This window comes from Kocuria rosea, from assembly GCF_023715525.1.
In the GTDB taxonomy this organism is placed as follows: Bacteria; Actinomycetota; Actinomycetes; order Actinomycetales; family Micrococcaceae; genus Kocuria; species Kocuria rosea_A.
Genome location: NZ_JAMBOG010000008.1, coordinates 57,709 through 81,188, shown reverse-complemented (window position 1 = coordinate 81,188; position 23,480 = coordinate 57,709). Strand labels below are relative to the sequence as shown.

General features: G+C 72.9%; 15 protein-coding genes. 10 read left to right on the top strand and 5 right to left on the bottom strand.

Going from position 1 to position 23,480, the window contains the following annotated elements; translation table 11 throughout:
• Positions 1-46: 46 nt before the first annotated feature.
• Entirely contained in the window at positions 47-889 is an 843-nt protein-coding gene (locus tag M3185_RS07645; RefSeq protein WP_251333071.1) for an alpha/beta hydrolase, read from the bottom strand.
• Between the two features lie 833 nt (positions 890-1,722).
• Between M3185_RS07645 and sbnA the strand changes: the two genes are divergently transcribed.
• The 6 genes from sbnA (at position 1,723) to M3185_RS07615 (ending at position 12,094) form a co-directional block, all read left to right on the top strand.
• On the top strand, positions 1,723-2,796 hold the full coding sequence (gene sbnA, locus M3185_RS07640) for a 2,3-diaminopropionate biosynthesis protein SbnA (RefSeq protein ID WP_251333070.1): 1,074 nt from the start codon (positions 1,723-1,725) through the stop codon (positions 2,794-2,796).
• Positions 2,793-5,888 (top strand): Pls/PosA family non-ribosomal peptide synthetase, encoded by a 3,096-nt coding sequence (locus M3185_RS07635; protein WP_308222181.1) that lies wholly within the window; start codon positions 2,793-2,795, stop codon positions 5,886-5,888. Before sbnA ends, M3185_RS07635 begins: the two co-directional genes overlap by 4 nt.
• A complete protein-coding gene (locus tag M3185_RS07630; RefSeq protein ID WP_251333068.1) occupies positions 5,885-8,401 on the top strand; it encodes a non-ribosomal peptide synthetase in 2,517 nt (838 codons plus the stop codon). Before M3185_RS07635 ends, M3185_RS07630 begins: the two co-directional genes overlap by 4 nt.
• A 20-nt stretch (positions 8,402-8,421) precedes the next feature.
• Positions 8,422-9,420, top strand: coding sequence for a TauD/TfdA family dioxygenase (locus M3185_RS07625; RefSeq protein ID WP_251333067.1), 999 nt, complete (start codon positions 8,422-8,424; stop codon positions 9,418-9,420).
• Positions 9,417-10,496: a 2,3-diaminopropionate biosynthesis protein SbnB gene (sbnB, locus tag M3185_RS07620; protein WP_251333066.1), complete on the top strand. Its 1,080-nt coding sequence runs from the start codon at positions 9,417-9,419 to the stop codon at positions 10,494-10,496. The genes M3185_RS07625 and sbnB overlap by 4 nt, the downstream gene beginning before the upstream one ends.
• Before the next feature lie 191 nt (positions 10,497-10,687).
• Positions 10,688-12,094 (top strand): MFS transporter, encoded by a 1,407-nt coding sequence (locus M3185_RS07615; RefSeq protein WP_251333065.1) that lies wholly within the window; start codon positions 10,688-10,690, stop codon positions 12,092-12,094.
• A 76-nt stretch (positions 12,095-12,170) separates the two neighbouring features.
• Here M3185_RS07615 and M3185_RS07610 read toward each other — a convergent pair whose 3' ends face one another.
• The gene (locus M3185_RS07610) at positions 12,171-13,592 is read right to left on the bottom strand and encodes an NAD(P)H-quinone dehydrogenase (protein ID WP_251333064.1); all 1,422 of its coding nucleotides are present in this window, start codon (positions 13,590-13,592) and stop codon (positions 12,171-12,173) included.
• Positions 13,593-13,692: 100 nt separating this feature from the next.
• Here M3185_RS07610 and M3185_RS07605 point away from each other — a divergent pair, with 100 nt between their 5' ends.
• Together M3185_RS07605 and M3185_RS07600 are read left to right on the top strand one after the other, a co-directional pair.
• Complete coding sequence (locus M3185_RS07605; protein ID WP_251333063.1) at positions 13,693-14,514, top strand: purine-nucleoside phosphorylase; 822 nt, start codon at positions 13,693-13,695, stop codon at positions 14,512-14,514.
• Positions 14,515-14,551: 37 nt separating this feature from the next.
• A complete protein-coding gene (locus tag M3185_RS07600; RefSeq protein WP_251333062.1) occupies positions 14,552-16,288 on the top strand; it encodes a phospho-sugar mutase in 1,737 nt (578 codons plus the stop codon).
• 15 nt (positions 16,289-16,303) lie between these two features.
• Here M3185_RS07600 and M3185_RS07595 read toward each other — a convergent pair whose 3' ends face one another.
• Together M3185_RS07595 and nirD are read right to left on the bottom strand one after the other, a co-directional pair.
• A complete protein-coding gene (locus M3185_RS07595; RefSeq protein WP_251333061.1) occupies positions 16,304-17,515 on the bottom strand; it encodes a heparan-alpha-glucosaminide N-acetyltransferase domain-containing protein in 1,212 nt (403 codons plus the stop codon).
• A 10-nt stretch (positions 17,516-17,525) separates the two neighbouring features.
• A complete protein-coding gene (nirD, locus tag M3185_RS07590) occupies positions 17,526-17,945 on the bottom strand; it encodes a nitrite reductase small subunit NirD (RefSeq protein WP_251333060.1) in 420 nt (139 codons plus the stop codon).
• Between the two features lie 211 nt (positions 17,946-18,156).
• Here nirD and nirB point away from each other — a divergent pair, with 211 nt between their 5' ends.
• Positions 18,157-20,817 (top strand): nitrite reductase large subunit NirB, encoded by a 2,661-nt coding sequence (nirB, locus tag M3185_RS07585; RefSeq protein WP_251333059.1) that lies wholly within the window; start codon positions 18,157-18,159, stop codon positions 20,815-20,817.
• 56 nt (positions 20,818-20,873) lie between these two features.
• The gene (locus tag M3185_RS07580; RefSeq protein ID WP_251333058.1) at positions 20,874-22,028 is read left to right on the top strand and encodes a uroporphyrinogen-III synthase; all 1,155 of its coding nucleotides are present in this window, start codon (positions 20,874-20,876) and stop codon (positions 22,026-22,028) included.
• A gap of 12 nt (positions 22,029-22,040) precedes the next feature.
• Here M3185_RS07580 and M3185_RS07575 read toward each other — a convergent pair whose 3' ends face one another.
• Positions 22,041-23,450 (bottom strand): hypothetical protein, encoded by a 1,410-nt coding sequence (locus M3185_RS07575; RefSeq protein WP_251333057.1) that lies wholly within the window; start codon positions 23,448-23,450, stop codon positions 22,041-22,043.
• Positions 23,451-23,480 lie beyond the last annotated feature (30 nt).

Genomic DNA, 23,480 nt, shown 5'->3' with positions numbered 1-23,480 from the left:
GACCGCTGGAGGCTGCTCGCCCCGGGATCGGGGGCCACCGTGCCGGTCACGCCGGTGCCGGCCTTCCCTGCTGCACCGCGGCGCCGCATGCGTCGGACAGCACGTCGATGACCAGATCGGCCAGGACGCACGGGTCGGTCAGGTAGACGTCACCACGACCGGCCACCCGGTGCACCGGCTTCTCGCTGAGCCGCGCCAGCTCGGCGGCGCCGGACCGCACCAGCTCGCTCGGCTCGTCACCGGTCGCCACCGTCACCGGGCGCGACCGCAGGCCCTCGGTGAACGTCGTGCTCGCGATCGCGGGCTCGTCCCGCACCATCGCTTCGGCGTTGACCCGAACCCGCGCGAAGTCGGGGTCGTCGATGCTGACGGGCGCACCGGTGGCGGCGCTGAGCAGGATCGCCTGCGCACCGATGTAGTCCTGGGGGTGCTCGGCGAGGTGCGCGGTCACGGGCAGGAACAGCTGCGCCGCGCCCTCGCGTCCGTTCGACGTCACTCCGGCGACGGGCGGCTCCCACACCACTGCGTGCAGGACGCACTCCGGGTACTGCTCGGCGAGCTTGAAGGCGATGATCCCGCCCGAGTCCACCCCCACGAGCACCGCCGGAGCGAAGGAGAACAACCGGATGAGGGCGGCGGCATCCTCCACGTGCTGGTCCACCCCGCCCCCCGGCCAGGCATCCCGCCCGGAATGGCCGGTTCCCCGCCGGTCGTAGACAAGAACCTGGAAACCTGCCATGGCGAGTGCCTGGGCCAGTGCTCCCAGCATCCCGGCATCCTGGCCGGCACCGTGGATGAGCAGCAGCGAGAGGCCCTGTCCTCGTCGTTCGACGAAGAAGACGGTGCCGTTGGCCTCCACCACTCCCGACCGGGGGGAGGAACTGCTCATGGCCGCTCGGGCTGCGGAGACGGGACAAGGCGGCCACGGCACCACTCTTCCCGAGGAGTCGACCGCACGGGGTCGCCACCTCGCGAACGATGAGACTGAAGGGGTGTTGCGCGCCGGGGAACGGGGTTCCCCGCTCAGGGCACCGGGCTCCGGCATGGCTTCTCCTTGGGACACGAGGCATGGGCCTGGGAAGTCGACACCTGTCCGCACAGCTTGCCCCCTGGGTCGACGCGCGGACATGGGCGAGCGCTGCCTAGAAGTGTCCTCCCGGGTGCCCATCCGCTCATCGCGGTCGCCGGGACGGAGCGTGTGCCGTTCGGGCATGTGGGCGCCGACCGTCCCGGCGACCGCAGGAGGTGGTCGGTGCCCACGCCCCGCCGCTGTTCCCACCACGGACTCCGCACCGGTTGCCACAGCCGCCCCGGGAGTCACCGCATGTGGGCAGCCCCGGAAAAAGCACACCGGCCCGAGATAGGCAGTTGCCCGGCGCCAGATAGGCGTTGGTCGCCCATGTCCCCCCTGCCCCCACCCACCATCCTGGACGTAGCGATCGTAAAAGCGTCGGCTGGGAGGTGTCGGCCGGGCACCACTGTTCTGCGGTTCCTGCCGTGGGCGGTGGACATGGCCGACGCCGATCGCTCCAGGTTCGCAGCGCGGCGTTGTACCGGTCGGCCGAGGCGGCGCTCCGCAGGACGCACACCCGTGCTGATCGGCACACCGAGAGGAGAGCCCCGGCGGTACTGATCACCCCAGTGACGAGCCGACCCGCATCCGAACCGCCGTCCCCGGGCCGTCCCACGGGCCGAACGCATGGCGAAAGATCGAGGAAGATCATGTCCATCATCAAGGATCCGTACCTGTTCAACGAGCAGAGCCTGTTCGTCGACCTGGAGGGCGTGCTGGACCGCCGCCTCTACCTGAAGATCGAGGGGTTCAACTTCGCCGGCTCGATCAAGCTCAAGCCCGCCGTGGAGATGGTCGAGCGAGCCGAGCGGGAAGGGGTGCTCCGCCCCGGCTCCGTGCTCGTGGAGTCCTCCTCGGGCAATCTCGGGGTCGCGCTCAGCATGATCGCCGCCAGCAAGGGCTACTGCTTCGTGTGCGTGATCGATCCGCGCTGCAACCCCGCGACCCGTCAGCTCATGGAGTCGCTCGGGGCGCAGGTCGACCTGGTCACCGAGCCGGATCCCGTCGACGGTCTCCTCGGGGCCCGGCTCAACCACGTCCGGGAACTGTGCGAGTCCGACGAACGGTACGTCTGGCTCAACCAGTACACCAATCCCGGCAACTGGGGAGCGCACTACCGCTGGACCGCCCCCGAGATCGCCGCTCAGTTCCCCGAGCTCGAGGTGCTGTTCGTGGGAGCCGGGACGACAGGGACCTTGATGGGGTGCGCGCGGTACTTCCGGGAGCACCGGCCGGACGTCCGGCTCGTCGCGGTCGACGCCGTCGGATCGGTCACGTTCGGTGGTCCGCCGGCCACCCGCCTGATCCCGGGGCTCGGCATGAGCGTGCGGCCGCCGCAGCTCGACGAGTCCCTGATCGACGACGTGGTGCTCGTCGAGGAGCTGGACACGGTGCGCACCTGCCACCGCCTGGCCGGGCGCGGGTTCCTGCTCGGTGGCTCCACCGGGACCGTGGTCCACGGCGCCATGACCTGGCTTGCCGGCCACCGCGCCCGGGACGTCACCGCGGTGGCCATCTCCCCCGACCTGGGTCGCCCGTACATGGACACCATCTACCAGCCCGACTGGGTGCTCGACCACTTCGGGGCCGACGCGCTCGCGGGCGTCGACTCGACGGCAGCCGCTGGTCGACGCCCTGACCCGGTGTCGGGGCCGCGGCACCAGGCAGCCACACCGGTGACCGACTCCGTGGCCGCTTCCTCACCGAGGAGTCCTTCGCAGTGAAGAAGCTCGCCCAGGCCCTGCCGACGTCTCCGGTCCCCACAATCCCCGCGCTCCCCGCGAGGAGGGAGCCTCCGTCCACACCGGTCACCGAGGAGACCGGCTCGGACCTTCCACTGGAACGTCGGCTGGCGGTCCTTCTCGCCTCGGTGGCGCAGAAGGACGACGTCCCCGTGGACGCCAACTTCTTTGAGGACCTGGGCGCGGACTCGCTGGTAATGGCCAAGTTCTGCGCCCGGGTGCGCAAGCAGCAGGATCTGCCGACGGTGACCATCAAGGACGTCTACCAGCACCCCACGATCACTGAGCTGGCCGGGGCACTGGCACCGGCGGAGCCGGTGCCAACGCCGGTGCCGGTCCGGCTGGCCCAGGTGCTGTCCGGTGTGCTGGGCGGCGAGCCGGTGCCGGTGGACGCCGACTTCTTCGAGGACCTGGGCGCGGACTCGCTGGTAATGGCCAAGTTCTGCGCCCGGGTGCGCAAGCAGCAGGATCTGCCGACGGTGACCATCAAGGACGTCTACCAGCACCCCACGATCACTGAGCTGGCCGGGGCACTGGCACCGGCGGAGCCGGTGCCAACGCCGGTGCCGGTCCGGCTGGCCCAGGTGCTGTCCGGTGTGCTGGGCGGCGAGCCGGTGCCGGTGGACGCCGACTTCTTCGACGACCTGGGCGCGGACTCGCTGGTAATGGCCAAGTTCTGCGCCCGGGTGCGCAAGCAGCAGGATCTGCCGACGGTGACCATGAAGGACATCTACAGCAACCCGAGTATCTCCGCCCTCACGACAGCTCTGCAGGGCCCCGCGTTGCACGACCAGCCGGAGGAACCCTCACCGGTCCTGGCATCCGTGCCGGAGACGCCGCCGCCCATGGACGCGCGGACGTGGGAGTACATCACCTGCGGCGTCCTGCAAGCGCTCGTCTACCTCGGCTACTGCCTGCTCGCCGGCGGGCTAGCGCTCGTGGGATACCAGTGGGTGTTTCCGGACGCGGGGCCAGGCAACCACCACTGGCTGGGCCACGGGACGAGCTTCTGGGAGGTCTACCTGCGGTCTGCCGCCTTCGGCGCGGCGACGTTCGCGCTGCTGTGCCTGCTGCCGGTGGCGGGGAAGTGGATCCTCATCGGGCGCTTCCGGCCCGGGGAGATCCGGATCTGGAGCCTGTCCTACTTCCGGTTCTGGTTCGTCAAGGCCCTCATGCGCACCTCACCCCTCGCGCTGATGACCGGTTCCCCGCTGACGACCTTCTACCTGCGGGCCATGGGGGCCAAGGTCGGCCCCAACGTGACAATCCTGACCACTCACCTGCCGGTCTGCACCGACCTGCTCACCATCGGGGAGGGGACGGTGATCCGCAAGGACGTGTACGCCAACGGCTACCGCGCCCACGGCGGCGTCATCCAGACCGGTGCCGTGACGCTGGGCCGCGACGTGATCGTCGGCGAGGGCAGCGTCCTGGACATCGGCACGACGATGAAGGACGGCTCCCAGCTGGGCCACCGGTCCACTTTGTACACCGGCCAGGTCGTGCCCGAGGGCGAGCGCTGGCACGGGACACCGGGCAGGCCCACGGACGTGGACTTCGGCACGGTCGCCGCCTCTCCCTACCGGCCGTGGCGGCGTGCGGTGTTCGCCACGTCACAGCTCATTGCCACGCTCGCGCTGGGCCGCATCATGTTCGGCCTGGTCATCGTGCTGGCCGTCCTGGCGTTCCCGCGCGTGGCGGCGCTCCTGGAGACGAATGCGTACGCGTTCACCGACTGGGTCTTCTACGCCGACGCCCTTGCCTTTGCCGGCGTGGGCGTGGTCGGGGGGACGGTCCTCATGCTGATCCTCACGACGACCGTGCCGCGGGTGCTCCAACTCGCGCTGAAGCCGGAGACGGTGTATCCGCTGTTCGGACTGCGGCACGCGGTGGAGCGAGCGGTGGAGAGGCTGACCAACAACCCCATGCTCGGGACGCTGTTCGGCGACAGCTCGTACGTCGTGAACTACGTGCGGGCCCTTGGGTATGACATGCGGGACGTCCAGCAGACCGGCTCCAACCTGGGCACGCAGTTCAAGCACGACAACCCGTTCCTGTCGACGATCGGCACCGGCACGATGATCGCCGACGGGGTGTCGTTCATGAACACCGACTACTCGGCCACCTCCTTCAAGGTCAGCCCGGTGGCGATCGGGGCGCACAACTTCCTCGGCAACTTCGTGCTCTACCCGGCCGGGGCCAGGACCGGGGACAACTGTCTGCTCGCGACCAAAGTGATGGTCCCCGTCGACGGACCGGTGCGCCAGGACGTGGGTCTGCTCGGGTCACCGGCGTTCGAGATCCCTCGCTCGGTCCTGCGGGACGCCCCTCTCGAGGAGCATGCGGACCGCGCCCACTTCCTCCGGGACCTCTCGGCCAAGAACAAGCACAACCTGCGCACGATGGCCCTCTTCATGCTGGTGCGATGGCTCAACGCGTCGCTGGCCATGCTGGCCATGCTGGCCGCCCTGGAGCTGTCCGACCAGTTCGGTTTCCTGGCCATCTCCGCGTCGTTCGTCGTGATGCTCGTGATCGGCCTGCTGGTTCCCGTCGGCATCGAGCAGGTCGTGACGCGGTCCCGGGGGCTCCAACCCCAGCTCTGCTCCATCTACCACCCCTACTTCTGGTGGCACGAGCGGTACTGGAAGCTGCAGATCCACAACCGACGCATGACCATGCTCAACGGCACGCCGTTCAAGCCGCTGGTCTGGCGTCTGCTAGGCGTGCGGATCGGAAGTCGGGTCTTCGACGACGGCTGCTCGATCCCCGAGCGGAGCCTGGTAACGATCGGCTCCCGCTGCACACTGAACACCGGCACCAACATCCAGTGCCATTCCCAGGAGGACGGCATGTTCAAGTCCGACCACGACGTCATCGGTGACGACGTCACGCTCGGCGTCGCCGCCCTCGTCCACTACGGCGTGATCGCCGACGACGGCGTCGTCGTCGCCACCGACTCCTTCGTGATGAAGGGGACCACCCTCCCCCGAGGATCCCTGTGGAGCGGCAACCCCGCCTTCGAGGCTCGTGCCGCCACCACGTCTCCCGCCGCCGTGGAAAGGTCTCGGTCATGACCACCACCTCTGGGCCTACCTGCCGGGCCGTCGCCGCTCACTCGCCGGACCCGGCCGGCGACCAGCCCCTCCTCCCGGAGGTCGCGCCGACCGAGATTCCCCGATGGACACAGGACCGCCGCGCGGGCCAGGACCGGGCAGAGGTGGCGGTGCCCGAGGACCTGCGCACCGCCGTGCTAACGCTGGCCGACGTCTGGGAGGTGACGCCCGGCGCGATCTGGCTGGTAGCCCACGCCAGGGTGCTCCAGGCGCTGTCGGGCGAGACCGAGATCGCCACCGGCTGCACGGACACGGCAGGGACCTGGCGGTGCAGCCTCGATCTGGACCGCCGGTCCTGGCGAGCCGTGGTCGGCGAGGCGAACCTCGGGCAGGTCCAGGCCCGCGCCGGACAGCCCGGGCGGGGCCAGGCACGTCAGCAGGCGGCGTCCCCGGGGTACGAGGTGGTGTTCGACATCCGCCAGGACGCCGATGCCGAGCTGCCGGAGGGCATCGTCCTCGGCGTGTCCCTCCATCCTGTGACCGGGGGTGAGGTGCTCTGCCTGCGGTACCGGCGGGACGTCCTCGACGCCGGGGCCGCCCACAGGATCGCCGGCTACCACCTGACCGCGCTCCGCCACCTGGTGGCCCACCCCGAGGCGCAGCCCGCCGACGCCGACCTGATCGGCCCGGACGAGCGGCGCTTCCAGCTCGAGCAGCTGGCCGGGCCCGTGCGACCCCGACCCCCGCGACGATTCCACGAGCTGTTCGAGGAGCGCGTCCGACAGCACCCCGAGCGCATCGCGGCCGTCCAGGACACGCGGCAGTGGACGTACGCGGAGCTCAACGCCCGCGCCAACCGGCTCGCCCGCGCCCTGCTCGCGCGCGGACTGCAGGCGGAGGACATCGTGGCGGTCGTCGCCGAGCGGGACCTGGAGTGGATGGCCGCCGTCATCGGCATCCTCAAGGCCGGAGGCGCGTACCTGCCGCTCGAACCACGCTTCCCCCCCGACCGGATCACCAGAACGCTCACCCGGGCCGGCTGCCGGATGGTGCTCACCGAGGAAGGCAGCACCGCCTCGCTGGACGCAGCGCTCACCGGGATGCCTGCAGTGGCGAAGCTCCTCGTCGAGGACGTCGAGACCGAGGGGCACGCCGGCCACGACCTCGGCATCGAGGTGCGCCCGGACCAGCTCGCCTACGTCTACTTCACCTCGGGCTCCACGGGTGAGCCGAAGGGCGCGATGTGCGAGCACGACGGGATGGTGAATCACCTGTACGCCAAGATCGAGGACCTGGGGATCGGCCCCGGCGACGTCGTCGCCCAGAGCGCCCCCCAGTGCTTCGACATCTCACTGTGGCAACTGGTCTCGGCCCTGCTCGTCGGCGGCCGCACGCTCATCGTCGGGCAGGACCGGATCCTCGACGTCGAGCGGTTCGTCGACACGGTGGAACAGGGCGGGGTCGCGGTCTTCCAAGTCGTCCCGTCGTACCTGGACGCGGTGGTGGCATACCTGGAGGGCAAACCCCGCGCCCTGCCCCACCTGCGCTGCGTCTCGGCGACCGGTGAGGCCCTGAAGCAGGAGCTGGTCCGCCGCTGGTTCGACGTGCTGCCCGGCGTCAAGCTGGTCAACGCCTACGGGCTCACGGAGACCTCGGACGACACGAACCACGAGGTGATGAGCGTCGCGCCTGCGGGCGATCACGTGCCCCTGGGCCGGCCGATCCCCAACGTCCGGATCCACCTCCTCGACGAGCGGCAGCGGCTCGTGCCGCTCGGCGCGCCGGGCGAGATCGCCTTCTCCGGGGTGTGCGTGGGCCGGGGGTACATCAACGACCCGGAGCGGACGGCACAGGCCTACTCCACCGACCCGTACGTGGACGGCGCGCGGCTCTACCGGGCAGGTGACTACGGACGCTGGTCACCGGACGGCAAACTGGAGTACCTGGGCCGGCGGGACAACCAGGTCAAGATCTCTGGGTTCCGCATCGAGATCGGCGAGATCGAGAACGCCCTCCTGCGGGTCCCCGGAGTCCGCGACGGGGCCGTCGTGGTGGCGGAGCGACCCGACCGGGGCAAGCACCTGGTCGCCTTCTACCACGCTCCCGAGCCGCTGGACGCCGGCCCGGTGCGCGAGCGCCTGGCGCGGTCGCTGCCCCGGTACATGGTTCCGCAGGTGTTCCAGTGGCAACCGGCCCTCCCACTGACGGCCAACGGCAAGATCGACCGCAAGCGCCTCAGCGCCCTGGCAGCGGACCTCGAGCCCGAGGGCAGCTCTCTCGAGGCTCCGCGCACCCCCACCGAGCAGTGGCTGGCGGCGGCGTGGTCGCGCGTGCTTGCCATACCGGAGGACCGGATCGACCGTCGTGACCACTTCTTCGACCGGGGAGGCACGTCGCTGACCGCCGTCAGGCTCGCCATCGCCCTGGACCGGGCGGTGTCGCTCAAGGACCTCATCAGCCACCCGGTCCTCACCGACCTCGCCACGGAGCTGGACTCCAGGTCCTCCGCGGCCGACTCGCCCGCCCGCACGTGATCCCACCGGAAGGAACCACCATGTCCACCACATCCGCCCCTCCGGAGCTCGACGTCGACGTGCGCCCGGGTGCGCCGGCCACGGCCCTGGTCTCTCCCCAGGGCGACGCGGTGTCCTGGGCCCAGCAGCACCGTGGTGCGCTGCGGGCGACGGTCGCCCGGCACGGGGCCGTCCTCGTGCGCGGCCTCGGGTTGTCTGGTCCCGAGCAGGTCGCGTCCGTCTTCCAGGCCGTCGGCTCGGAGCTGATCACCGAGCGGGAGGCCTTCGCCGCCCGCAGGTCCTATGCGCCTGGTGTGTACTCCTCGGCCACCTGGCCGGCGAACCAGCCCATGTGCATGCACCACGAGCTGAGCTACACGCTCCACGCCCCCGGGCTGATGCTCTTCGCCTGCCTCACCGCCCCGGCCGCCGGGGGCGTGACCGGAGTCGCCGACTCCCAGGCGGTGCTGCGCGCCCTCCCTGCAGAGCTGGTCGCGCGGTTCGAGCGCGACGGCTGGATGCTGATCCGCAACTACAACGACGAGATCGGCGCCTCCGTCGCGGACGCCTTCGGCACGGACGACCGCGCAGCGGTCGAACGCTACTGCGCGGCGAACCGGATCGAGCTGGAGTGGCAGCCGGACGGCGGCCTGCGCACGCGTCAGCGCCGTGCCGCGATCGTCCGTCACCCCGTCACCGGGGAGCGCTGCTGGTTCAACCAGGTCGGCTTCCTCAGCGAGTGGACGATGGAGCCGGAAGTCCGCGAGTACCTCGTCGACATGTACGAGGAGGACGGCCTCCCGTTCAGGACGGCGTTCGGCAACGGCGACCCGATCGACGAGGACGTGGTGACCATGCTGAACGAGATCTACGAGTCGCACACGCTGCGCGAACCGTGGCGTGCCGGCGACCTGATGCTCGTGGACAACGTCCGGACGGCTCACAGCCGCGAGCCGTACGAGGGCGAGCGGGAGATCCTCGTCGCCATGAGCGACCCGGTGGCACTCCAGGGCGCGGCCTCGAAGGAGGAGGGACGATGACGCTGACACCCAGGACCGACACGGACCGGATGCAGGATGCCGCACAACGGCGACCGACCATCCCGACCTTCGCGGTCATCTCCGGGGCGGAGGTCGATCAGGTGCTGCAGGGACACCGGGCGGAGATCGTCGCGCTGGTGGAGGACACCTACCGGCTGCACGGGAGCGGGCAGACGGTGAATCCGCCGTCGTACTTCCTGCGGTTCCCGGACCGACCGACGGGGCGGATCATCGCGCTGCCGGCCTCCCTGGGGGGACCCCATGCCGTGGACGGCCTGAAGTGGATCTCCAGCTTCCCCACCAACGTGGAGTTCGGCATCCCGAGGGCCTCCGCCGTGCTGATCCTCAACGATCCCGCCACGGGCTACCCGTTCGCCTGCCTGGAGAGCTCCATCATCAGTGCCTCCCGGACCGCCGCCTCCGCGGCCCTGGCTGCGGACTGGCTCAGCCGGGAGCGGGGCCGTCCCACCCGGGTGGGCTTCTTCGGCGTCGGGCTCATCGCCCGCTTCGTCCACGCGTTCCTGGCGGATACGGGGTGGGACTTCGAGGAGGTGGGAGTGTTCGACCTGCTGCCCGGCAGCTGCGAGGGCTTCCGTGGCTACCTCGAGCGCTCCGCGCCCGGGAGTACGGTCACCGTCCACGAGGACGCCGAGTCGCTGGTCCGCTCGAGCGACCTGGTCGTGTTCGCGACCACGGCGGGGGAACCGCACGTCACCGAGCCGTCGTGGTTCGACCACCACCCGCTCGTGCTCCACATCTCGCTGCGCGACCTCGCGCCCGAGGTGATCCTCGCCTCCACAAACATCGTCGACGACGTGGACCACTGCCTGAAGGCCCAGACGTCCGTGCACCTGACCGAGCAGCTCACCGGCTCGCGGGACTTCCTCGCCGGCACCCTCTACGACGTGATGACCGGTGCCGTGGAGGTACCGGCGGACCGGACGGTCGTCTTCTCGCCGTTCGGCCTGGGAGTGCTCGACCTCGCGGTGGGCAAGCATGTCTATGACACGGTCGCCGACACCGTCGGCCTGCACACGATCGACTCCTTCTTCCACGAAGTGCGTCGTTACGGGTGACGCCCGCCTCCTGGTCCTCGAGCGGGCGGGTCCGGCTAAGCCGGCCGACGTGCGGGAGGGGCATCGAGGGGGGCGAGGAGCCGCCGAGCAACTCTCCTGTTCCACTATGTGAGACTTGCCATTCACCATGTGGACACCACGCGTACTATCGGGAGCTGACCCCACCCCGTCGCGACAACCGAGGTTTTCCCATGTCCTCACCGGTGACAGGGCAGGACGCGTCGTCCTCCCCCTCGCTCCCTCTTTCCGCCCGCGTTCCCCGCAGCCGGGTGATCATGGCGTCCCTCGTGGGCACCACGATCGAGTTCTACGACTTCTATGTCTACGCCACCGCGGCCGTGGCCGTGTTCCCCGCCCTGTTCTTCACGGGCCAGGACGACACCGCCAAACTGCTCGCGTCCATGGCGACCTTCGCCGCCGCGTTCGTGGCCCGCCCCATCGGCTCCGTGGTCTTCGGCCACTTCGGCGACCGGGTCGGCCGCAAGGCCACCCTGATCGGCGCGCTGCTGACCATGGGCATCGCCACGTTCCTCATCGGTCTGCTGCCCACCTACTACTCCATCGGCATCTGGGCGCCGCTGATCCTCACGATCCTGCGCTTCTGCCAGGGTCTCGGCCTGGGTGGCGAGTGGTCCGGCGCGGCCCTGCTCGCCACCGAGTACGCCGAGGAGGGCAAGCGGGCGCGCGCCGCCATGTGGCCGCAGCTGGGCGCGCCGTTCGGCTTCATCCTCGCCAATGGCTTCTTCCTGGTGCTGACCCTCGTCATGGGCTTCGTCTCGGTCGCCGAGCAGGGCGCCGAGCACCCGTTCCTCACCTGGGGCTGGCGCATCCCGTTCCTGGCCTCCGTGGTCATGGTCGTCGTCGGGCTGTGGGTGCGCTTCCGGCTGGAGGAGACCCCGGTCTTCCAGAAGGCCGTGGAGCAGGGCCAGAAGGTGCAGACCCCGCTGACCGCGGTGTTCCGCACCTCGTGGCTGCAGATCATCCAGGGCACGTTCATCATGCTCGCCACCTACGTGCTCTTCTACCTGATGACCGCGTGGATCCTCTCCTACGGCATCGGCAAGCCGGAGAGCGGCGGGCTGGGCATCCCCTACCGCGACTTCCTGGTCCTCCAGCTGCTCGCCGTGCTGCTGTTCGCCGCGATGGTCCCCGTCTCCGGGTGGGTCGCCGACCGCTACGGACGGCGCAGCTCGCAGCTGGTCATCACCGCCGCCATCCTGGTCTTCGGCCTGAGCTTCGGGCTGGTCATGGACCCGGCGGCCGTGGGCACCGGCGCCGACGTCGCCATGGGCCGCGTGCTGGTCTTCCTGACCATCGGCATGACCCTCATGGGCCTGACCTTCGGGTCGATGTCCGCGATCCTGCCCGAGCTCTTCCCCACGAACGTGCGCTACACCGGCTCGGGGATCGCCTACAACGTCGCGTCCATCCTCGGGGCGGCCATCACCCCGTACATCGCCGTGTACCTCAACGCCAACCACGGCGTGGGCGCGGTGGGCCTGTACCTCGCCTTCGGCGCACTGCTCACCCTCGTCGCCCTGTGGTTCTCCCCGGAGACCAAGAACGTCGACATGGAGAACGTGGTCACCCGTCGCTGACCGCGGCCCCACCACGGCGAACGGCCGCATCCCCGAGGGGATGCGGCCGTTCGCCGTGGAGCGCCGGGGCGGGCGCTCAGAGGTGCACGTGCAGGCGCCGGGCGGCCTCCGAAATCGACCCGGACAGGGACGGGTAGATCGTGAAGGTGTCGGCGAGGTCGTCCACGTGCAGCTTGTGGGTGACCGCGATGGAGATCGGGAAGATCAGCTCCGAGGCGCGCGGGCCCACGACGACGCCGCCGATCACGGTGCCGGAGCCCTTCCGGGAGAAGATCTTCACGAAGCCGTCCTCGACGGCCATCATCTTCGCGCGCGGGTTGGTGGAGAGCTTCAGCATGATCGTGTCCGCCTGGTACGTGCCCTCCTGGATCGCCTTCTCGCTCACGCCCACGGAGGCGATCTCCGGGGAGGTGAAGATGTTCGAGGCGACCAGGTGGGTGCGCAGCGGCTTCACGGCGTCGCCCATGAGGTGGGCCACCGCGATCCGGCCCTGCATCGCCGCCACGGACGCCAGCGGGAGCACGCCCGTGCAGTCGCCGGTGGCGTAGATGCCGGGCACGGTGGTGCGGGACACCCCGTCCACCTTGATGTGGCCGGAGTCGGTAAGGCCTACCCCGACCTCCTCGAGGCCGATGCCGGCGGTCGCGGGGATCGCCCCGACCGCCACGAGGCAGTGGGACCCGGCGACCTTGCGCCCGTCGGCGAGGGTGACCACCACGCCGTCGGCGGTGCGCTCCACGGCCTCCGCGCGGGAGCGGGAGAGCACGTTCATGCCGCGGCGCTCGAAGACGTTCTCGAGCACGGCGGCCGCGTCCTCGTCCTCGCCCGGCAGCACCTGCTCGCGGGAGGAGACGAGGGTGACCTCTGCCCCCAGGCCCCGGTAGGCGGAGGCGAACTCCGCGCCCGTGACGCCCGAGCCCACGACGATCATGTGCTCTGGGACCTCGCGGAGGTGGTAGAGCTGCTTCCAGTTGAAGATCCGCTCCCCGTCCGGCTTCGCGCTGGGCAGCTCGCGGGGGTAGGAGCCGACGGCCAGGAGCACGGCCTGGGCGTCGAGCTCGTACTGGAGGCCGTCGTCGGTGGTGACCTGCACGCAGGTGGGGCTGAGCAGCCTGCCGGTGCCGGAGATCACGCGCACGCCCACGCGCTCGAGCCCGCGCTTGATGTCCCGCGACTGCGTGGCGGCCAGGCGCAGCAGGCGGGTGTTGACCTTGTCGAGGTCCACCGCGAGGTCGTTGATGTCGTTGTTCTCCGCACGGCCTCGCACGTGCACCCCGAGCTCCGCGGCCTCGGCGAAGCGCGTCATGGCGTCGGCGGAGGCGATGAGGGTCTTGGAGGGGACCACGTCCGTCAGCACGGCGGACCCGCCCAGCCCCTGGCGCTCGACGATCGTCACCTCGGCGCCCAGGCTGGCGGCGACGAGCGCCGCCTCGTAGCCCCCGGGCCCGCCCCCGATGATGACGAGTTTCTGGATGGAGAATTCGCTGTGTGCAGTCACCGTGCCATTGTTGCAGAGGCGCCCGACAGCACCGGGCGCCCGGCCGCACGGGGGCCGGCCCGCCCCCGGCGCCCCGCACCCATGCGGTAGTTTGGGGCGGGTGGACAGACAGCACAGCACCCCCCAGGACGACCCCTTCGCCCTCGCCCACGAGGCCGCCGACGCCCTCCGCGACGCCACCGGGGTCCGGACCCACGACATCGCCCTGACGCTGGGCTCCGGCTGGGGCCAAGCCGCGGAGCTGATCGGCGAGACCGTCGCCGAGATCCCCGCCGCCGAGATCCCCGGCTTCACCCCGCCCGCCCTCGAGGGCCACGTGGGCACGCTGCGCTCGGTCCGCACCCCCGCCGGGACGCACGCGCTGGTGATCGGCGCCCGCACCCACTACTACGAGGGCCGCGGCGTGCGCGCCGTCGTCCACGGGGTGCGCACCGCGGCCGCCGCCGGCGCGCGCACCATGATCCTCACCAACGGCTGCGGCGGGCTGAACCCCGCGTGGGGCCCGGGCACGCCCGTGCTGATCTCCGACCACCTCAACCTCACGGGCCGCTCCCCGCTGGAGGGCGCCACCTTCGTGGACCTCACCGACCTCTACTCCCCGCGCCTGCGCGAGCTCGCCCGCGGGGTGGACCCCACCCTCGAGGAGGGCGTCTACGCGCAGTTTCCCGGCCCCCACTACGAGACCCCCGCCGAGGTCCGGATGGCCGGGGTGCTCGGCGCGGACCTCGTGGGCATGTCGACCGCCCTCGAGGCCATCGCCGCGCGCCACGCCGGGATGGAGGTCTTCGGCATCTCCCTGGTGACCAACCAGGCGGCCGGGATCTCCGCGACGCCGCTCTCCCACGAGGAGGTGCTCGAGGCCGGCCGGGCCGCCGGCGCGCGGATCTCCGAGCTGCTGGCCCGGATCGTCACCGCACTCTGACCCGCCCCCGGCGCACCGACCCAGGAGGACCGACCCCATGGCCACCGCCCCCCGCACCGAGCCCGAGCTCCTCGACGCCGCCCGCGCGTGGAGCGCCGCCGACCCCGACCCCGCCACCCGCGCCGAGCTCGCGCAGCTCCTGGCGGCCGCGGACTCCGGGGACGCCGCGGCGCGGGCGGAGCTCGCCGACCGGTTCGCCGGGACGCTGCAGTTCGGCACCGCCGGGCTGCGGGCGGCCCTGGGCGCCGGTCCCATGCGGATGAACCGGGTGGTCGTGCTGCGCGCCGCCGCGGGCCTGGCCGCCCACGTCACGGCCGTCACGGTGGACAGCGCCGCGGGCTCCGCCCGTCCCCCGCGCGCCGTGGTGGGCTACGACGCCCGGTACAACTCCGACGTCTTCGCCCGGGACACCGCCGCCGTGTTCACCGCGGCCGGCATCGAGACCCTGCTCATGCCCTCCGCCCTGCCCACCCCGGTGCTGGCGTGGGCCGTGCGGGCCCTCGACGCCGAGGTCGGCGTCATGGTCACCGCGAGCCACAACCCGCCCGCGGACAACGGCTACAAGGTCTACCTGGGCGGGCGCGCCGTCGAGGCCGGCGCCCGGGGCTGCCAGATCGTGGCGCCCTACGACCGGATGATCGCCCAGCAGATCGCCGCCGTGGGCCCCGTGGACGGCATCTCCCGCGCGGAGGCGGGCTGGACCGTCCTGCCCGCCTCCATCGCGCAGGACTACCTCCACGCCGTGGTCCCCGCCTCCGCCGGGACGCGGCGTCCCCTGCGGATCGTGCTCACCCCGATGCACGGGGTGGGCGGGGCCACCACGACGGAGGCCCTGCGGCGGGCCGGGTTCGCCGACGTCCACGTGGTCGCCGAGCAGGCCGCGCCCGACCCGGACTTCCCCACCGTCGCCTTCCCCAACCCGGAGGAGCCCGGCGCCCTGGACCTGGCGCTCGCGGCCGCCCGGGCGCAGCACACCGACCTCGTGCTGGCCAACGACCCCGACGCCGACCGGGTGGCGGTCGCCGTGCCGCTGCCGGGCACCGGCGGCGCGGACTGGCGGATGCTGCGCGGCGACGAGGTGGGGGCGCTGCTCGGCCACGCCGCGGCGGCCCGCCCCGGCGGCCACGCCCCGGGTGCCGTGTTCGCGAACTCGATCGTGTCCTCGCGGCTGCTGGGCCGGATCGCGGCCGCGGCCGGGGTCGAGCACCGCGAGACGCTCACCGGTTTCAAGTGGATCGCCCGGGTGCCCGGGCTGGTCTACGGCTACGAGGAGGCCCTCGGCTACTGCGTGGCCCCGGACGTGGTCAAGGACAAGGACGGGATCAGCGCCGCCGTGGCCGTGGCCGTGCTCGCCGACGAGCTGCGCGCCGCGGGGCGCACCCTGCAGGACGTCCTGGACGACCTCGCGCTGGCGCACGGGCTGCACGCCACCGACCAGCTGAGTATCCGGGTGGCCGACCTCGCGCGCATCCCGACGATGCTGACCGCCCTGCGCGAGGCCCCGCCGGCCAGCCTGGGCGGTTCGGACGTGGTCGAGGCCGCGGACCTCGGCGCCCCCGGGACCGGGCTGCCGCCCACGGAGGGCCTGCGCCTGGTCACCGGCGACGACACCCGCGTGGTCGTGCGTCCCTCCGGCACGGAGCCGAAGCTCAAGTGCTACCTGGAGGTGGTGGCCCCGGTCGCGGACCGGGCCGCGCTGCCCGCCGCGCGGGAGGCCGCCGCCGGGAAGCTGGCGCGCATCCGCGGCGAGCTCGGGGCCGCCCTGGGTCTCTGAGGCGCCGGCACCGTCTCAGGACCGGTCCGCCGGGGCGCCCCGCGCGAGCACCCTGCGCCCGGCGGCCCGGGCGGCGAGCGCCGCGAGGTGCTCCAGCGGACCGGGGCCCACGTGGCGCCGCCAGGCCACGGCCAGCAGCAGGGCCGCGGCGACCTGCGCCCAGAACCACCCGGCCGGCGCCGCCTCGTGCGCCCCGAGGCCCAGGACCGTCAGGTGGCAGGCGTAGAGGGTGAGGGTCATGGAGCCCAGGGCCGCGAGCGGGGCGAGGGCCCGGGCGGCCACCCGGGCCAGCAGCAGCACGAGCCCGAGCGCGCACAGCGCCGTCCCGAGGCACAGGGCCAGGGCGAACGGGGTGGTCGTGTGCGGCCCCGGCACCACCAGCCACCAGGGGTCGTCGGGCACCGCGGCGCCCCGCCCGACCGCGACGACGGCGTCGAGCTCCTCCGCCGTCAGCCACGGGGCGGCCCGCAGCACGGCCTGCTCCCCGCCGAGCACGTGCAGCCCCAGCATGGACGCCCCCCAGGAGCCCAGCGCCAGCACCGCGCCGCCGGCCACGAGCCGGATCTGCACCGGCCGCTGCGACAGGTCCGTGCGCCCGAGGGCGAGACCGGCGCACAGGTACGCCAGCCACGGCAGGGCGGGGTAGACGCCGGTGAGCAGCACCTGCAGGAGCACCGTGGCGGGATCGGTGAGCAGGAGCAGCAGGTGGGGGTCCGTGGAGTCCTCGGCGAGCGACCAGGAGCTCATCAGCCACCAGCGCAGGAGCGGACCCGCCACCAGCAGCAGCACGCAGAGCGGGAGCAGGGCGCGGGCCCGCAGCCCCAGCAGCGGGAGCGCCAGCAGGAAGTAGGCGGCGTAGTAGACGAGGATGTTGTTCGCGGGCGGCTCGGGGTAGCCGGTGAGCAGCCCGACGAGGGCGAGGACCGCGGCCCGTGCCGCCAGGGAGGCCCGGGCCGCGGCCAGCTCCCGGCCCCGGCGGGGCGTGCGGCGCCCGGAGCCCAGGGCCAGGCCCACCCCGGCCAGGGTGACGAACAGGGCCGAGGCCTTGCCGCTGAACAGCAGCCCGGCGAGCGTGGCCCGTCCCGTCTCGTCGTTCCACAGGCTCAGCGTGTGCACGGCCACCATGCCGATCAGGGCAAGGCCCCGGGCGGCGTCGACGCCCGTCAGCCGACGGGCGGGCGCCGGCCCCGTTGCGGCCCGGGCCCCGGATCGTCCTCGTTCCTCCACGCGCCCGATTCTACGAAGGTCCTCCCCCGGCACCGCCTTCCGCGCCGGCCAGGCCCACGAGCACGCGTCCTGCGCTGACCCGGACGGGATGCACGGCCAGCGCGGGCCCGTCGCCGCTGAGGCAGCGGCCGGTGCCGAGGTCGTAGACCTCCTTGTGCAGCGGGGAGGCGACCGTGACGGCGTCCCCGCGGGAGCCCAGGATCCCGCGGGCGAGAACGCAGGCCCCGGTGCGCGGGTCGCGGTGGTCGGCGGCCAGCACGGTGGCGTCGTCCACGCGGAACAGGGCCACCTGGCGGCCGGCCACGCGGGCGGCCTCGCCCCACTGGACCTCGAGGTCCTCCAGGGCGCACACGTCGTGCCAGACCAGCTCGGCGGCGGTGGCGCTGGTGGTCGCGGTGTCGGGGGCGAGGTCGGGGAACGTGGTGCTCATGGCTGCCTCCTGTGGCAAGGGGTGTGGGTGCGGGGTGTCCTCGGCGTCGTCGTCGACGCTAGGCGGGGCCGGTTTCACGGGGACGCCGTGGGCGTTGCGCCGCCGTGAAACAGCGCTCACACCGGGACGGGCCGGTGGTGAGGAAACCGCAAAGCACCCGGAACGGCTGGGCAACCGGGGGGCAACGCCGGCTTCCTAGAGTCGGGGGCAGATGCCCGAACCGCTCCCCCACCCGGAGGTCCCTGTGCCGCGCTCCCCGTACACCGCCCAGCACCCGCAGCACGTCGTCGTGGTCGGCGGCGGCCCCGCCGCCCACCGGTTCGCGGAGGCTGCCCTGTCGGCGGAGGACCACCACGTCCGCCTCACCGTCTTCGCCGAGGAGCCGTACGTGCCCTACGACCGGGTCCAGCTGTCCAGGGCACTGACCGGCCCCGAGGGCTCCGTCGACCTGACCCTCGGCGGCGGGACCGTGTGGGAGGACCCGCGGGTGGAGCTGCGCCTGGGTGTGGCCGCGCAGGAGATCGACCCCGCCGCGCGCACGGTGACGGCCGCGGACGGCTCCGTCACCGGCTACGACGAGCTCGTGCTCGCCACGGGCTCCGCCGCCGCGCGCCTGGACGTCCCGGGCGCCCACCACGCCCTGGTGTTCCGCACCCTCGACGACGTCGCCGCGATCCGCGCGGAGGTCGAGCGGCTGCGGGCGCTCTACGGCCGCACCCCCCGCGGGGTGGTGGTCGGCGGCGGGCTGCTGGGCCTGGAGGCAGCCGGCGGGCTGCAGGAGCTCGGCGCCGAGGCCACGGTGGTGCACTCCCGCAAGTGGCTGATGAACGCCCAGCTGGACGAGGGCGCCGGCCGGGCGCTCAACGCCCTGATCTCCGCGCGCGGGGTCCTCCTGCACCTGGGCGAGCGCCCCAGCGGGGTCGGGCTGCGCAAGGCCGACGGCGAGGTGTGCGCCGTGGAGTTCCGCGACTGCGCCGACCTCGAGGCGGACCTCGTGATCGTGGCCACCGGCATCCGCGCCCACGACCGGCTGGCCTTCAACGCCGGGATCGCGACCGCCCCGCGCGGCGGCGTGGTGATCGACGAGGCGTGCCGGACCTCCACGGAGCACGTGTGGGCGATCGGGGAGGTGGCGTCCTGGAACGGGCAGTGCCTCGGGCTGGTGGCCCCCGCCAACACCATGGCCGAGATCGTGGCCGACCGGCTCGCGGGCGGGCGCTCCACGTTCGAGAGCTTCGACACCGCGACGAAGCTCAAGCTCGCCGGCGTCGACGTCGCCTCCTTCGGCGACGCCTACGCCGAGACCCCCGAGTGCCTGGAGGTCGTCTACGCGGACCCGGCCCGCGGCCTGTACCAGAAGCTCGTGGTGAGCCCGGACGCGAGGACCCTGCTGGGCGGGGTGTTCGTGGGCGACGCCGAGCCCTACAACTCGCTGCGCCCGCTGCTGGGCCGGGAGCTGCCCGCCGAGCCCGGGGCCTACCTCTCGGCCTGCGGCGGGGAGGCCCCGGCCGGGGACCTGCCCGACGACGCCGTGCTGTGCTCGTGCAACAACGTGACGACCGGGGCGGTGCGCGAGCAGATCGCGTGCGGGGTGCACGAGATTGGCGAGCTTAAGAAGTGCTCGCGCGCGGGCACCCAGTGCGGCTCGTGCGTGCCCATGCTGAAGAAGACCCTGGACCTGGAGCTGGCCAGGGCGGGGGTGGCCGTGTCGAAGGCGCTGTGCGAGCACTTCGAGCTCTCCCGCCCCGAGCTCTTCGAGGCCGTGCGCGCCCTCGGGCTCGCCTCGTGGGACGAGGTCCTCGCCCGCTTCGGCACGGGCCTGGGCTGCGATATCTGCAAGCCCGTGGTCGCCTCCGTGCTGGCCTCCCAGCGCGAGGAGTACGTGCTCGACGCCGGCCGCGGCGCCCTGCAGGACACCAACGACCGGGCGCTGGCGAACATGCAGAAGGACGGGACCTACTCCGTGGTCCCGCGCGTGCCCGGAGGGGAGATCACCCCCGAGAAGCTCATCGTGCTGGGCGAGGTCGCGAAGAAGTACGGGCTCTACACCAAGATCACCGGTGCCCTGCGCGTGGACATGTTCGGCGCCCGCCTCGAGCAGCTGCCGGAGATCTGGCGGGAGCTCGTGGACGCGGGTTTCGAGTCCGGGCAGGCCTACGGCAAGGCCCTGCGCAACGTGAAGTCCTGCGTGGGCTCCACGTGGTGCCGCTACGGCGTGCAGGACTCCACCGGCATGGCCGTGCGGCTCGAGCTGCGCTACCGCGGGCTGCGCTCCCCGCACAAGTTCAAGATGGGCGTCTCCGGCTGCGCCCGGGAGTGCGCCGAGGCCCGCGGCAAGGACGTGGGCGTCATCTCCACCACCGACGGGTGGAACCTCTACACCGGCGGCAACGGCGGGGCGAACCCGGCCCACGCCCAGCTGCTCGCCGGCGGCCTCGACGACGAGACCCTCGTGCGCTACATCGACCGCTACCTCATGTACTACATCCGCACGGCCGACCGCCTCCAGCGCACCGCCCGGTGGCAGGAGGAGCTCGACGGCGGGATCGAGCACGTGCGCGCCGTCGTCGTCGAGGACTCCCTCGGGATCGGCGCCGAGCTCGAGGCGGCCATGGAGCGCCACGTCGGGCGCTACGAGGACGAGTGGGCGGCCACGCTGAAGGACCCCGAGCGGCTGCGCCGGTTCCGGTCTTTCGTCAACGACGCCGCCCCCGACGACTCCCAGGACTACGTCCTCGAGCGCGGGCAGCGCCGCCCCGCCACCGCGCAGGAACGCGCCGCCGCCGCGGCCGGGGAGGGCCCCGTGCTGATCTCCGGGCTGCGCATCCCGCTCCGGGAGCAGACCGCGGAGCAGCGCCCGGCCCAGGTGTGAGCCCCCGGACATCCCGGGGAAACACGCCGGTCACAGGCCGCTCGTACGCTCGGGGCATGTCCTTGCCTGCCAGCGACCCCACCGCCACGGCCCCCGCCGGTCAGCCCGCCGGCGACCCCGCGCACGGGGAGCTGACCGGCTTCCGGATCGGGGTGACCGCCCACCGCCGGGCCGGGGACTTCATCGCGGCCCTGCAGCGGCGCGGCGCCCAGGTGCTGCACGCCCCCGCCCTGATGATCTCCCCCGTCGAGGAGGACGCCCGGGTGGTCGAGGACACCCGCACGCTGCTGGCCCACCGCCCCGACGTGGTCGTGGTCACCACCGCCTACGGGCTGCGCCGCTGGTTCGAGGCCGCCGACGCCGCCGGGCTCGGCGAGGACCTGCGGGACGCCTTCCAGCGCGCCCGGGTGATCACGCGCGGGGCGAAGGCCCGCGGCCAGGTGCTGTCCCTGGAGCTCGACGACGCCGAGGTCGCCGAGGCCGAGCGCACCTCCTCGGTGGTCGACCGGCTCCTGGCCGACGGCGTGGCCGGGGCCCGCGTCGCGGTGCAGATGCACGGGCTCACCGACGAGCTCCAGCTGCAGCGGCTCGTGGCCGCCGGCGCCGCCGTCGACACCGTGGCTCCCTACCGCTGGCTGTCCGCCGACGACGGCGAGCGCCTGCCCGCGCTCATCGGTGAGGTCTGCGACCGGCGCCTGGACGTGCTGACGTTCACCGCCGCCCCGGCCGTCGACGCCCTGTTCAGCACCGCCCAGGAGATCGGCCGGCACGAGGAGCTGGTGGCCGCGCTGCGCACGGACGTCACCGCCGCGGCCGTCGGCCCGGTGTGCGCGGGCCCGTTGCTGGAGGCGGGGGTCGAGCCCCTCGTCCCGGAGCGCTACCGGCTCGGCGCGCTCGTGCGCACCATCTGCACGCACGCGGCCCAGGAGCGCACCCTTACGGTCCCCACCCGGCACGGCCCGCTGCGGCTGATGAGCACCGGCACGGCCGTGGCGGGCGCGTTCGTCCCGCTCTCCGACGCCCAGGTGGCGGTGCTGCGGGCGCTCGTGGGCGGGGCGGGGGCGGTCGTGTCCCGGGCGGAGCTGCTGGCCGCGGTGCCGGGGATCGACAACGAGCACGCCCTGGAGATGGTGGTTTCCCGGCTGCGCCGGGCGCTGCCCGCCCCGGTCGTGGAGACGGTCATCAAGCGCGGCTACCGGCTGGCCGTCTGAGCCTGCCCGGGCTCAGCCGCCGGCGCCCGGGGGGAGCGCCGCGCCGCAGCCCGCCAGCAGGAGCGCGAAGAGCAGCAGCAGCCGCAGGTTGAAGCCGATGAGGGACCGCTCGGCGTCCCGCCCGGGCATCCCGGCGACGTCGAGCACGAGGCTGGCTGTGGGCAGGGACGCGAGCATCGCGATGCCCGCCCCGGCGTTCTGCACCGCCGGGGCCAGGGCCCCGGTCCCGGACAGCTCCCCCAGGGAGGCCTGCGCGGGCATCATCAGGGCGTTGCCGCTCGTGGCCGAGCCGGTGAGGAAGCCCGAGCCCAGGGCCAGCACCGGGGACAGCCCGGCGACTGCCCCGGGACCGGCCGCGGTGATGCCCGCGGCGAGGGTCGCGACGGACCCGGACGCGACCATCACCTGCGCCATGAGGACGAACCCGCCCAGGGCGGCGACCGTGCGCCGGCTCGACCACGCGGACCGGGCCGTGGACCGGCCCGTCCCCGGGCGCGCGAAGAGCAGGCACGCGAGGAGCAGCGCCGCCCCGGGGGAGGAGAACGGGGCCACGGACGCGTCCCCGACGGGCAGCCGCACGTCCAGGGGCACGCCCAGCGCCACGAGCGCCTGCACGGTCACCACGAGCCCCAGGACCGCGGCGTAGGGGGCGACGGCCCGCCACGGCGGGGCGGGCACGTCGCCGCGGAGCAGACCCGGGCCCAGCACGGCGAGGGCCGTGCCGGTGCCGGCGAGGACCCCGGCCACGACCGTGAGGCCGGCCGCGTTCGCCGCCACGAGCAGCAGCGCCTGCCCGGCCCCGCAGACCGCCCCCGGCCAGGCCCGCGGCAGCAGCCGGGCCCCGTCCCGGCCCAGGGAGGTCGCCAGGGCCCCGACGACCGGCATGAGCACGAGGTAGAGCAGGGCGGTGCGGGTGCCGAGCGCGCCCGGGGTGGTCCCGCTCAGCGCGGCCCCGACCTGGGTGGGCAGGCTCAGGGCGCCCCACGGGACGACCGCCATGCCGAGCACGGCCTGGCGCACGGCCACCGCCGGCGGGGACAGTGCCGCCAGGATGGGGACCGTGGCCAGCAGGGAGACGCCGAAGCCGGTCAGGGACTCCAGGGCGGGACCGATCCCCAGCACGATCAGCCCCGTCCGCCAGGGGGCGGGCAGCCGGACCCGGCCCACCCAGTCCGCGAGCTCCCGGTGGGTGCCGCGGGCCTTGAGGATCCCGTTGAGCGTCAGCCCCGGCACCACGACCAGTACGGCGCCGAGCAGCAGCGCAGCACCCACGTCCCAGGCGACCGGCGCGCCCCCGCCCAGCCCGTACTGGACCAGGGCGACCGCCAGCCCGAGGGCTGCGCTCGCCCAGACGGGCGTCTTCAGCAGCAGCAGCGCCAGCAGGGAGGCCACCACCGGCAGCAGCGCGTAGGCGTAGATCATGGGCGGCCACGGTCTTGCGTCGTCGTGCGG

Bases quoted from the DNA above. Each gene is read 5' to 3' on its own strand.
- M3185_RS07645 (WP_251333071.1), bottom strand. From the start codon at position 889: ATGAGCAGTTCCTCCCCCCGGTCGGGAGTGGTGGAGGCCAACGGCACC.
- sbnA (WP_251333070.1), top strand. From the start codon at position 1,723: ATGTCCATCATCAAGGATCCGTACCTGTTCAACGAGCAGAGCCTGTTC.
- M3185_RS07630 (WP_251333068.1), top strand. From the start codon at position 5,885: ATGACCACCACCTCTGGGCCTACCTGCCGGGCCGTCGCCGCTCACTCG.
- M3185_RS07625 (WP_251333067.1), top strand. From the start codon at position 8,422: ATGTCCACCACATCCGCCCCTCCGGAGCTCGACGTCGACGTGCGCCCG.
- sbnB (WP_251333066.1), top strand. From the start codon at position 9,417: ATGACGCTGACACCCAGGACCGACACGGACCGGATGCAGGATGCCGCA.
- M3185_RS07615 (WP_251333065.1), top strand. From the start codon at position 10,688: ATGTCCTCACCGGTGACAGGGCAGGACGCGTCGTCCTCCCCCTCGCTC.
- M3185_RS07600 (WP_251333062.1), top strand. From the start codon at position 14,552: ATGGCCACCGCCCCCCGCACCGAGCCCGAGCTCCTCGACGCCGCCCGC.
- nirD (WP_251333060.1), bottom strand. From the start codon at position 17,945: ATGAGCACCACGTTCCCCGACCTCGCCCCCGACACCGCGACCACCAGC.
- nirB (WP_251333059.1), top strand. From the start codon at position 18,157: ATGCCCGAACCGCTCCCCCACCCGGAGGTCCCTGTGCCGCGCTCCCCG.
- M3185_RS07580 (WP_251333058.1), top strand. From the start codon at position 20,874: ATGTCCTTGCCTGCCAGCGACCCCACCGCCACGGCCCCCGCCGGTCAG.
- M3185_RS07575 (WP_251333057.1), bottom strand. From the start codon at position 23,450: ATGATCTACGCCTACGCGCTGCTGCCGGTGGTGGCCTCCCTGCTGGCG.